Raw genomic sequence first — 12,714 nt, 5'->3', positions numbered from 1 at the left:
CGGCCTCGAACCCATCCTGTGAGGTGCCGCGCACCACGTGCGTGACGACCGCGCCCAGGGGGCTCAGCCGATGCACGGCCTGACTGTACCCCCCGACGTTGGGCGCCAGATCCCACGTCGCACGCATATACGCCGTCAATTCACCGGGTTCGAACGCTCGCGCGCGACGGTGATCGATGGTCACCCAGTCGAGATCGGGAAAGTCGTGTCGGTTGAATGCTGCATAGCCCGCAGTTATCACCGACCACGCCTGTGCGCAGGCGCTCGTCGCGCCCGCCAGGTAACGGGCGTCCAGTTCGGCGACGGCGGCATCGATGTCTTCGATGTCGAAGATGATGTGTGTCACGAACTGTCCGGCCGTGTCGATCTCTGTCACTTCCAGATAGTCGACATGGAACGCATCGTCACCCTGGCCACCTACCGTGGCCCGGCTGCGATTCAACGCCAGGTACTGGCCGCGGGTGGCGAGGGTGTCCGAGGCGATGGTTGCTCCAATCTCGGCCAACGCGCGGTAGCCGGCCATAACCGCGTCTTTGCCTTGCTGCAGGCCTGCGTTGACCGCTCGCCGGCGATCTTCCTCCACCAAGTGCGGCGCCAGACTCGTTGCCATCGCCTGCCAGTCGTGGGCTGCGTAGTGCTCCAGGTTGCGCCGATACATGCGTGCCGTCTGGTTCTCTTCACGCCGCTGCGGCGCGCAGCCCTGTCCGAACCGCGGGTGCAGCGCCTCCAACTCGGCCGCGTTCTCGGGCTCTGCGACAGCGGGCTCGGGCAGTGCCTCGGTGGGCGGGGTGACGCGCTCGCCCAGCATCGCATGAGCCCTGGCGGCCAGGGTCTCGGCGCCCTTGCGTTCATAGAGTGTGGCCGCTCTTTCGGCGGCACTTCGTGCCCCAGCCACATCACCGGCGGCGTCCAGGACCGTCGCCAGTGCCAGGCAGGCGTCGCCGTGATCGACCAAAGCGTCGGTACGGTCGGCCAGACCTACCGCGGACTCGGCCATCTTTCTGGCCGCGTCATGATCACCGCTGCGGGCCAGCAGCAGTGCTCGCAGCGTCCGCCAGGCGATGGAGGCCTTCAGCGCGTGTCCGGCGAGACGCTCACTCTCGGTGCACAGCTCCTCCGCCTCAGTGTTCCGCCCCAGCGTCAGGCACACTCGGCCCAACAGTGCGGCGGCCTCGGCGGTGTCGGCGTCCAAGCCCATCCGGCGGAAGCCCAGGTAGGCCTGCCGCAGCGGCGCCTCGGCCGCGCTGGGGTCGTCGACGATGAGTTCGATGATCCCGGCGAACTCCTCGACCTCCAGCAGGGCATGGCGTAGCCCCAGTTCGGTCACCGTGCGCCGTGCCGAGGCGATCATGCGCCGGGCGGTGGCCGCCCGGCCGCGGAAGGCCTCCAACACGGCCTGGCATCGGGTGGACGTCGCCTCAACGGCGGGGGAGTCGGTCGTGATGCGCAGCAGCCGCACCACGTCCAGGCATCGCCCGCCGGCCCGCGGCACCGGATTGGGGCCCCACAGCGCTGCCAGCGGAGCGCCTCCCAGGACCGCGTTCACCCGGCGGTGATCGCGCGCTTCGCGCGCCGCGGTCAGCGCATTGTCCAAGGCGATCTCGCAGTCGCCGATTCGTCCCGGGCAAGACACCCGGCTCGAACGGTATGGGCCTTGGCCGCTCCGGCAGCGTCGCTGAGCCCGGCCAGGGTGTCGGCCGCCGCACCCAGCGCGGTCTCGACGTCATCCAACCGCTCCGGGTGGGTCAGCATCGAGAGCTGACCGTCGAAGCAGGTCGCCCACGCGCTCAGGCGGACCGAGTCGGCGGTCGCCGACTGCAACTGCGACACCGCAGTCGACGCCGACGCCACGTCGCCCGCGGCCAGCAATGCCTCGCAACGCGCGACCAGCAACTCGGCCAGCTGGTCGGCGCGATCAACAAGCTCGTCGTCGATCTCCTCCAGCGCGTGGAGCGCCTGGCCATAGAGGTCGGCCGCACCTTCGAAGGCCAGGCGCGACATCGCCTGGTCCGCCGCTCGCCGGCAGTAGGTGACGGCTTTCGCCGCGTTACCGGCCCATGCGCATTCGTAGTAGTGGTAGGCCAGTTCCGCCAGCAGCTCGTCGTCTGGGCCGGGCTTCGCTTCCAGCGTGGCGGCGATCCGTTGGTGCAGCCGCATGCGCCGCACCGATGCGAGTTCGGCCAGCAGTGACTGCCGGACGATGGCGTGGTTGAACCGGTAGTGACCGCCGGACTCCTCGACGACGATGCCCGCCTTGCAGGCCTCGTCTAACGCGTCGATGAGATCTCGTTCAACCACCTTCTCCACGAGGTCCAACGAGAATCGGCTGCCGACCACAGCAGCAGCGGCGAGCGCCTTGTTCGTGTCGGCTGGAAGCCGGGAAAGCCTGCGGCTCACCGCTTCACGGACACCCTGCGGCAAGGTGTTGGGGTCCCAAACTCCGCCGCTCTCGTCCACGTGGCGCAGCGCTTCGATCAAGAAGAACGGATTGCCGCCGGTGACCGACGCCAGTGCCTGGGCGAGGTGGTCGTCGTCGTACCCGGCTCCGGCAACGTAGGCGGTGACGTCGTCGCGATCGAGGCCACTAAGGGCAACCCGGCTCGCGGTGCCGCCTCGGTGGAGGTCGGCGAGCATCGCCGCCAGCGGATGGGATCGGTCAAGGTCGGTGCTGCGGTAGGTCCCGACGATCTGCACGCGGGTGTGGTCTCCGAAGCGCAGCAGGTGCCGCAACAACAGCAGCGTGGGCTTGGCCGCCCAGTGCAGGTCATCGAGAATCAGGACGACGGGCGCGCTGGCGGAGGCGAGTTCCATCAGCGCGACAACCGCGTCAAAGAGTGCGTAGCGTTCCGTGTCGGGATCGGCGCCAGGTGGCGCGGAGAGATCCGGCAGCATCTCGCTCAACCCGGGAATCAGCGCAAGCAGCGACTCCGTCCCGCGTATCCCACGCAGGCGGTTGGCGCCGATGCACGGGACGAGCGATCGCAACGCCTCGGCGAACGGCTGGTAAGGCGCGCCCAGGTCTTCGTCGGATCGGCCGTATAAGACGATGGCGCCGTCTTCGTATGCCTGGTGGGCCCACTCGCCGGCCAAGCGCGTTTTGCCGACACCGGGTTCACCGGAGATCAGCATCGCGTGAATGCCGCCGGCCAGCGCGCTCTGCCATGCCGAGGCGAGGCGTTCCAGCTCGCGGCCGCGCCCCACAAACCGGCCGGGGCCACCCAGAACCGCGGGGAGTTCGGGCCGGGTGACGGGCTCGGGGGAAGTGTCCTCCTCCACCGGAGCGGAGGTCTGCCGGTGCAGCTCGAAGACGTGTTCCGGGCGCGGAAGATTGCGTAGCTGGCGCATCCCGTGATCGGCGAGGACGACATCGTCGGGCAGGGTGTCGATGACGAGCTCGGCAGTGGCGCCTGAGCACAGGATCTGGCCTCCGATGGCCAGCGACCGCAGTCGGGCGGCGCGATTGACGGCGCGACCGAAGTAGTCCCCGTCGCGCAGCTCCACCTCGCCGGTATGCAGTGCGATCCGGATTCGCATGGCCTCCTTCAAGGCCCACGGCTCGTGCAGGACCGCGTCCTGAAGTTCGACAGCTGCGGCCGCCGCTGCGGAGGGCCGATCGAACACCGAGAAGGTGGCGTCACCTTCGCCGCGGGTCTTGATGAGCCGGCCGCCGCGGGAGGTGACGATCTGTTCGACCAGCTCGTCGTGGCGGGCGAGCGCCACGGCCATGGCGGTGGCATCGGCCTCCCACGCTGCGGTCGAGCCTTCGATATCGGTGAGCAGGAAGGTCACGGCGCGCGTCACTGACCGGAGCTGTTGGGCTGCCGGGTGATCTAGGGCGGCGTCCTGGGCGATGATCGCCGCCGCCAGGCGTCGTAGCTCCGGGCCCGGGTCAACGCCGAGCTCATCGGCGTTCAGAGACCGCGCTCGCTGATAGGCGCCCAGGGCCTCGCCTTGTCGGCCGGCTCGGTAGAGGGCGAGCATGAGCTGGGCCCAGCGCCGTTCGCGCAGGGGTGCTTCGGCCACCGCGGCCTCCAGCTCACCGACGATCTCCGCGGCCCGCCCCGTCGCCAGCAGCGCGTCGGCGCGATCCTCGATCAAAGCGGCGTGCGCTTCGATCCAGCGGGTTTTCTCCGCCACACCGCGCCGCGAATCGGGCAGTTCGGGAATTCCGCGCCACAGGTTCAGTGCCTCGTCAAAACTGGCCACCGCCGCGTTGGTGTCGCCGGCCGTCGCGGCATCGCTACCGGCCCTGGTGGCCGCCTTGTAGCGGGGAGCGTCCACCGCGGTCGTGGCGAGGGTCCAGCCCGTTCCCTCGGTGAGCACGAAGCCGTCGCCCAATGCGCGGCGCAGCGAAGAGATGTGCGTCTGCAGCGCCTTGGCGGCGGTCCGGGGCGGCTGGGTGCCCCAGAGCAGATCGATCAGGGTTTCGGCGGACACGACGCCACCGCCGTGTAGGCCGAGCATGGTGAGGATGGCACGCGGCTTGGCGCCCGGAATCGCGACCGGCGCCCCCTCGTGCCGAGCCTGAAGAGGACCCAAAACCCCCAGCTCCACGGCTTGAATGGTAGTCACGTGGCCATCGTCGGTGTCGCGATTCAGCAGGCGGTCAAGATCGGGTAAAGGCCCGCGCGGGGCTTGGCGGGGCCGGCGGTGGGCCCCTGTGCCCGCCGCTCGGCCCCCCGAAGAACGCCCGGAGGGCGGCGGTAAATTTGGCGGCTATGAGCGAACGTGTGGAGCAGTTGGAGTTTCAGGCCGAGGCTCGGCAACTGCTGGATCTGATGATTCATTCCGTCTACACCAACAAGGACGCGTTCCTGCGGGAGCTGATCTCCAACGCCTCCGACGCCTTGGACAAGCTGCGGCTTGAGGCGTTCCGCAACAAGGACCTCGAGGCGGACACCTCCGATCTGCACATCGAGATCGAGGTCGACACGTCGGCGCGCACCTTGACCGTCCGCGACAACGGCATCGGTATGTCGCGCGACGAAGTGGTGGACCTGATCGGCACCCTGGCCCGCTCCGGCACAGCCGAGCTGCGTCAGCAGTTGCGTGAGGCGCAGAACGCCCAGAACGAGGCGGCCTCCGAAGAGCTGATCGGACAGTTCGGTATCGGGTTCTACTCGGTGTTCATGGTGGCCGACCGAGTCGAGATGGTCACGCACAAGGCGGGCCAGAGCGAAGGCATCCGTTGGGCCTCCAGTGGCGATGGCACCTACACCATCGAACCTGTCGATGGTGCGCCACAGGGCACGTCGATCACCTTGCACCTCAAGCCCGAGGACGCCGAAGACGAACTGCACGACTACACCGCGGAGTGGACGATCCGCGGTCTGGTCAAGAAGTACTCGGACTTCATCGCCTGGCCGATCCGGATGCAGGTCGAACGCCGGACACCGCCGGAGCACGAGGGCGGCGATGAGACGGTCACCGTCGAGACTCAGACGCTGAACTCGATGCAGGCATTGTGGGCGCGCCCCAAAGAGGAAGTCTCGCAAGAGGAGTACAGCGAGTTCTACAAGCACATCTCTCATGCCTGGGATGAGCCGCTCGAAGTCATCGCGATGAAGGCCGAAGGCACCTTCGAATATCAGGCGTTGCTGTTCATCCCGTCGCATGCCCCGTTCGACTTGTTCAGCCGCGACGCTCAGGTCGGGGTCCAGCTCTACGTCAAGCGCGTGTTCATCATGGGCGACTGTGACCAGCTGATGCCCGAGTACCTGCGCTTCGTCAAGGGTGTCGTGGATGCCGCGGACATGTCGTTGAACGTCTCGCGGGAGATCTTGCAGCAGGACCGCCAGATCAACGCGATTCGCCGGCGGCTCACCAAGAAGGTGCTGTCGACCATCAAGGAGCTGCAGTCCCAGCGGCCCGAGGACTACCGCACCTTCTGGACAGAGTTCGGCCGCGTCGTCAAGGAAGGACTGCTGTCCGACTTCGACAACCAGGAGGCGCTGCTGGGGATCAGCTCTTTCGCCTCCACGCACAGCGACTCCGAGCCGACCACCCTGGCTCAGTACGTCGAACGCATGAAAGACGGCCAGGAGCAGATCTTCTACGCCACCGGTGAGTCACGTCAGCAACTGCTCAAGTCGCCGCACCTGGAGGCGTTCAAGGCCAAGGGGTACGAGGTGCTCCTGCTGACCGACCCGGTCGACGAACTGTGGGTCAACACCGTCGCCGAGTTCGACGGCAAGCCCTTGCAGTCGACGGCCAAGGGTGAGGTGGACCTGGACTCCGAGGAAGACAAGACGGCGCACGAGGAGCAGCGTCAGGAACAGCAGAAGGAATTCGCCGACCTGATCGCCTGGCTCGAGCAGACGCTGACCGAACACGTTAAAGAGGTGCGGCTGTCCAGCAGGTTGACGGAGTCACCGGCCTGCTTGATCACCGACACCTTTGAGATGACCCCGGCCTTGGCACGGATCTATCGCGCCAACGGCCAGGACGTACCGGTCGGCAAGCGGATCCTCGAACTCAACCCGGATCACCCGCTGATCACCGGCCTGCGCCAGGCGCACAGCGAGCGCGGCGAGGACGCCGACGTCGCCGAGACCGCGGAGCTGCTCTACGGCACCGCTCTGTTGGCCGAGGGCGGGGCGCTCGAGGACCCGGCGCGCTTCGCGGAGCTGCTGGCGCAGCGACTCGCCCGTACCGTCTGACCAGTTCTGATTCGCGACGAACGACCGCCGGACCGGGGCTTGAGGCAGAGGATCTGTCCCAGCTCCCGGCCGGCGGTGCTCAGTGCGCCTACAGGTCGCCCCCTACCGAGATTGGGGGTTACAGCGCATAGCGATGGACCGGATCAGCGCGGAGGCTGGTAGCGGGGCGGAACGGTTTTCTCCGCTGAATTCGGTACACATCAGCAAGAGGGAATGGGCGATGGTGGATTTCGGAGCGGCTCCGCCCGAGGTGACCTCGGCAAAGATCTATTCCGGTCCAGGCTCGGGACCCCTGCTGGCGGCCGCGGCCGCTTACGATGCCCTTGCTGCGCAGTTGCAGGCCTTTGCGGCCGGGTATTTTTCGGTGGTCGCCAATCTGCAGGGCGAAAGCTGGACCGGCAGGGCGTCCGCGGCCATGGCCGCTGCGGCGACTCCGTACGCCGAGTGGGCGTTGGCAACCGCCGGCCAGGTCGAGCGCGCGGCCGGTCAAGCCCGGGCAGCAGCGGCCACCTACGAGAACGCGCGCACGGCGATCGTCCCGCCGGCACTGGTGCTGGCCAACCGCGCCCGGCTGGCGCACCTGGCGGCAACCAATATCTTCGGTCAGAACACCCCCGCGATCGCGGCCGCCGAATTCGAATACGCGCAGATGTGGGCCCAAGACGCGCTCGCGATGTTCGGGTATGCGTCCGCGGCCGCGACGGCCGCCGAGTTGGCGCCGTTTCAACAGCCCCCGCAGACCACCAACCCGATGGGTGGGGCCGGCCAGGCGGCCGCGGTCGCGGGGGCCGCCGGCTCGACCGCGGCCACCAATACCCAGAGTCTGCTTTCACCGCTGCTGGCCCAGCTGCCGCAGCAGCTTGGCGGACTTGCGACCGGGCAGGCTGCTGCGCTGCCCGCGCAAGCAGATCCGTGGCTGCCGCTGGATCTGATCGCTGCCCTCAACATCGTGTTGGGGCCGACTTCTTTTGCCCTGCAGACTGCGCGGACCATCTCGTCGGTGGGCTCCTTCGCGCTGGCCGGAAATGCCTATCTGGTGGCCCATGCCGAAACCGGCGCGGGCGCGGCGAACGAACAGAAGCCGGTCCTGGTGAACGACGAGAAGTCGGCAGGGGAGTCTGCAGCAGTGGGCGGTCGCGCGGTGTTGGCCCAGATGGGCAGCGACGTCGCGCCGGTGGGCCAATTGTCGGTGCCACCGGCGTGGGCCGATGCCACCCCGGTGGCATCGGTCTCCAAGGACCCGGTGTGGTTGTCCGAAGACGAGCTTGCGGGTGAAGTCGCTGTGCCGGACGGTTCGACGGACATGTCCGGTGCTGCCCCGGCCATGGGCATGGGGCCGGTGGCGGCCATGATGGGCGGCGCGGCGGCCACGGGACGCCAGACTGTCTCCAGTGCTTTGCGTGTCGCGCCGGGGCGATTCAGCATGCCCCGCCCGTCGCTTGGCGGCTAGCTGATGCTGATGCGCGGCGCGCGAGTCCGCCGAGCGTTGTGGGCACTGTGTTGCCGCAGCGACGGGATCATTGGTGTTTGATTTCGGCGCTTTGCCTCCCGAAATCAATTCGGCCAGAATGTATTCCGGTCCGGGTTCGGGGCCGATGATGGCTGCGGCCGCGGCCTGGGAGGCTGTCGGAGTCCAACTGGAGTCGCTGGCCGCCGGCTACTCCGAGATGATGTCGAACCTTCAGAGCCAGGTGTGGTCGGGAGCCGCTGCCGACGCGATGGCCGTGGCCGCCACGCGATACATCGCGTGGCTCTCGGCGACCGCGGTGCAGGCCGAGTCGACCGCAGCTCAGATTCGGGCCGTGGCAGGGGCATACGAAACGGCCTTCGCGGCGACCGTGCCGCCGACAGCGGTGGTGGCCAACCGCGCCCAGTTGCTGATGCTGATGGCCACGAACTTCTTTGGGCAGAATGGGCCGGCGATTGCTGCCACCGAGGCCGGCTACGCCGAGATGTGGGCCCAAGATGCCTCGGCCATGTACGGCTATGCCGGCGCCTCGGCCCAGGCATCGGCCCTGAGACCGTTTCAGCGGCCGCCGGAGACCACCAACCTCGGAGGGCAGCTCGCGCAACACGCCGCATCCGCGCGCGCGGCCGCAGAGGCCGTCGCCGGGCAGACGCAACTGCCGGTCTCTGAGCTGCTGTCACCGGTGCTTGAGCAACCGCACCTCCTGGCCCCGGCGCAGCCGGCGCAAGCCGGGGTAGTGGCGGCATCGTCGCCGCAGACGTGGCCCATCGTCGCCGAACTTGCCGTCCTGGGGCCCACGTTGGGGGTTCTGGGGATCGCGCAGCAGGTGGTATTCACCACCGGATCGCAGGGCGCCTTCGGTGTGGCCCTTCTTAACGCCCACGAGAAGGCGGCCGCGGGAGCCGCGGTGCCCAACCCGATCGTCCCGCACGGGGTGCCTGGGTCGCCGCAGTTCCCCCAGGCGGTGCTGGCCAGCGCCGGCCGATCGGCGCCGGTGGGGAAGCTGACGGTGCCGCCGGGGTGGCTGACGGCAGCTCCGACGACCGACACCGTCGAGCCCACTCGACCGGCGGGTTCGACCGGGGTGCGTGCGGAGGCGTCCCAGGCACTGCGGCCCGCGGCAAACAGCGCCCCGATGGGGGCGCTGGGACCCATGGGGCGTTCGGTGGCCCGCAACGACGGTGTCGCGGTGTACCGGCTGCGTGATCGCCGATTCCGGTTTCCGCGGCCACCTGCCGGAGGGTAGGCAGCAGCGTCGATCTCATGAAGCCGTCGGCGGGCCCGGGGTGTCTCGTCCACGTCACACCGACGGTGGCCCGTGTTATGTGATGACGACGACGCGCATAGGTTCCAGCCTATGGCTATGGCGGGCCATATCGGTCAGATGGACGTACTCAATGAGCTCAACCGCTTGACGGCGCAGCGGTGAGGCAGCAAACTCTCCTATCTTAGACCTCAGCCTACATTTGCGTTAATTTAATGCTTCGACAAAGGCTGCTCAAGGGCTACCTCAGCTGAATTTTATGTTGCTCGTCGCGCGTAAGCGTGGAAGAAGAGGGGACACACTCGGGTGCTTGATACACACCGCATCGGACGCCGTCGGTCGCCGAGTATGGTGCCGTCCTGGCGTCGGGTTTTCGCGAGCATGGCGGCGGCGTGTTCCTTCTTGGCGTTCGGCATGTTGCCGTCCGCAGTCGGCCCTCGCGCGCAGGCGGATGTTTTCGATTGGATCGTCGATCTTTTCGATCCCAGTGAGTGGGCGCCGGGCCTCGTCGGTGGCTTCGACGCGGCCGCGTTTCTGGATCGGTTCGTCGACGACCCCCTGTACGCCGGCATCGACAGCTTCATCGACGACCCGGACAACGCCTGGCTTATCGATGCGATCAACCTGCTGGCGCCGGCTGGTCAGCTGTGGATCGGTGATGGGGCCGACGGAACCGCCGAACACCCCGACGGCGGCGACGGTGGCCTGTTGTTCGGCGATGGTGGCGACGGCTACGACGGCCTGGGGGGTAACGGCGGTGATGCCGGAATGTTCGGCGCTGGCGGCGCCGGCGGGGACGGTGCCTATGGGGAGCGTGGCGGCGAAGGTGGCGACGGCGGCTGGTTGCTGGGTGACGGTGGGGTCGGCGGCGCCGGTGGTGCCGGGGGCGGCGAAGGCGGAGTCGGTGGTCTCGGTCGAGGCGTGGTGTTCGGTGACGGCGGCGTCGGCGGTACCGGTGGGATCGGTGCGACGGGTGCCAGCGGCGCCATCGGCGGCATCGGCGGCAACGGTGGCGCCGGCGGCGCGAGTACCGCACGCTTCGGCAACGGCGGCATTGGTGGTGCCGGTGGCCAGGGCGGGTCCGGCGGTGACGGCACGACAGGTGTCGTCGGCGTCAACTTCGGAGTCGGCGGCAACGGCGGCAACGGTGGTATCGGTGGTATCGGCGGGGTCGGCGGCAACGGGGGAGAATTCGGCAGCGCTGGCTCCGGTGGCCGCGGCGGTGCCGCGGGTCTCGGCGGCACCGGCGGAGCCGGGGCGGACGGCACCGAGGACCACCCGGACGGTGGCGTAGGCGGTAATGGTGGCGACGCCGGTACGGCCGGCGTCGGTGGTGCCGGTGGTACGGCCGACGAGGGGCCGGGGTTCACCGGCGATGCCGGTGCCGCCGCGAACAGCGGCGGCAATGGCGGCACCGGCGGTCGCGGCTTCGACGCCACCGAGGCCGGCGACAATGGTGGCCGCGGCGGGGCCGGCGGCAACGGCGGCAATTACGGCACCGGCGGCACCGGCGGCACGGGTGGTGCGGGGATGGACAACGGCACCGGCGGCGACGGTGGCCGGGGCGGCAACGGCGGCGATCACGGCAACGGCGGCACCGGCGGTGTCGGCGGTCGGGGCGGCAACGGCGAGGCCGGAACCGATGGCAGCCACGCTGGCCAGGCCGGCACTGCCGGACGGGCCGGAGGACTCGGCGGCAACGGCGGCGCGGGCGGCCTGGGCGGTTCGATCAGCGGTGACGGCGGTGACGGCGGCGCCGGCGGCAGTGGCGGCACCGGTGGCAACGGCGGGGCCGGCCAGAACGGCACCGCCGGAACCGGTGAGGGCGGCGACGGCCAGCGCGGCGGTGACGGCGGTGCCGGCGGCCGGGGTGGCAACGGTGGCTACGGCGGCGCGGCCGGCGGAGTTGCCGCCGGCGGCTCCGGGCATGACGGCACGGTCGGTGTCGGCGGTGCTGCCGGCAACGGCGGCAACGGTGGCATCCCCGGTGACGGTGGCAAGGGTGCCGACGCCACCACCGGTGGCTTCCAGGGCGGCAACGGCGGCAACGGCGGCAACGCCGGCACCGGCGGTGCTGCCGGCAGCGCCGGCAGCGGTTCCGTCCGCGGGGCCGCGGGCACCGCGGGCGGCCTGCCAACCGGCATTCACGGCAACGGCGGCGCCGGTGGCAACGGCGCCGACGCCATTTCGCCCGGTTTTAGCGGCGGTGCCGGTGGCCGGGGCGGCAACGGCGGCAATATCGGCAATGGCGGTGACGGCGGCGATGGCGGTAAGGGTGCCGCTGGCCGTCAGGGTGACCTTGGTGTCGGCGCAGGCCAGTCCGGCAGCGACGGCGGGACCGGTGGGTCCGGAGGCGCTGGTGGCGCCGGCGGCCTGGGTGGACGCATCCGCGGTGACGGCGGCGAGGGCGGTGCCGGTGGCGCCGGCGGGACCGGCGGGACCGGCGGGACCGGGGTGAACGGCGCGGCGGGCGCCAGCTACGGCGCTGACGGGAAGACCGGCGGAAACGGTGGCGCCGGTGGCATCGGCGGCAAGGGCGGCGCTGGTGGCACCGGCGGCGGGGTGGCTTCCGGCGGATCCGGTAGCGCAGGTGCGCAGGGCGCCGGTGGCGCCGGTGGAAACGGCGGCACCGGCGGCACGCCGGGCGACGGCGGCCGCGGAGGCGACAACTCGGACATCAACACGCTCTCCGGCCGCGGCGGTGACGGCGGCAAGGGCGGTGACGCCGGTGCCGGCGGCGCAGGCGGGACCGGCGGGGCCGGTTCCACCACCGGCGCCACCGGTGCGGCAGGTCAGCGGCCGACCGGGGCACTGGGCAACGGCGGCGCCGGCGGTAACGGCGCATCGGCCACCGCCATCCGCGGGACCGGTGGCGCTGGCGGCGTAGGCGGCGACGGCGGCAACATCGGCAACGGTGGACGCGGCGGCGACGGCGGGGCCGGTGGCCCCGGCCGGATGGGCAGCAACGGCAGCGACGGCCAACAGGGATTCGGCAACAACTATAACGGTGGTGTGGGAACCGGTGGTGACAAGGGCGGCACCGGCGGCAACGGCGGACGCGGTGGCGCGGGGGGTGCGATCTCCGGCAACGGCGGTGACGGCGGTACCGGAGGGGCCGGCGGTAACGGTGGCGACGGTGGACGCGGTGGCAATGGCGCCGGCGCCACCTCCACCCCTGCCCAGAGCGGCGGCTACGGCAACACCGGAGGCAAGGGCGGCACCGGCGGTGACGGCGGTAACGGCGGCCGCGGCGGCACTGCCACCAACGGCAACGCCGGCAAGGGCGGCACCGGCGGCGTCGGCGGTGACGGCGGGGGCGGGGG

Annotated in this window: 4 protein-coding genes and 1 pseudogene; 4 read left to right on the top strand and 1 reads right to left on the bottom strand. The window is 69.8% G+C overall.

From position 1 onward, the window contains the following. Positions 1-736: 736 nt before the first annotated feature. A pseudogene (locus tag BST15_RS13545) lies at positions 737-4,554 on the bottom strand (BTAD domain-containing putative transcriptional regulator); the annotation flags it as partial. A gap of 164 nt (positions 4,555-4,718) precedes the next feature. On the opposite strand from BST15_RS13545, the gene htpG reads away from it, so the two are divergent. The 4 genes from htpG to BST15_RS22740 all read left to right on the top strand — a co-directional run. Beyond that, positions 4,719-6,659, top strand: a complete 1,941-nt coding sequence (htpG, locus tag BST15_RS13540) for a molecular chaperone HtpG (RefSeq protein ID WP_046189584.1) — start codon at positions 4,719-4,721, stop codon at positions 6,657-6,659. Between the two features lie 220 nt (positions 6,660-6,879). Next, complete coding sequence (locus BST15_RS13535) at positions 6,880-8,109, top strand: PPE family protein (protein WP_234808422.1); 1,230 nt, start codon at positions 6,880-6,882, stop codon at positions 8,107-8,109. A 73-nt stretch (positions 8,110-8,182) separates the two neighbouring features. Then, a complete protein-coding gene (locus tag BST15_RS23090) occupies positions 8,183-9,373 on the top strand; it encodes a PPE family protein (protein WP_046191472.1) in 1,191 nt (396 codons plus the stop codon). A gap of 432 nt (positions 9,374-9,805) precedes the next feature. After that, positions 9,806-12,714, top strand: a 2,909-nt coding sequence (locus BST15_RS22740; RefSeq protein ID WP_165757128.1) for a PGRS repeat-containing protein, incomplete at its 3' end; no start/stop codon positions are given.

Origin of the sequence: Mycolicibacter arupensis, from assembly GCF_002086515.1 — a bacterium.
Lineage (GTDB): Bacteria > Actinomycetota > Actinomycetes > Mycobacteriales > Mycobacteriaceae > Mycobacterium > Mycobacterium arupense.
This window is presented reverse-complemented; position numbering and strand designations above follow the sequence as displayed.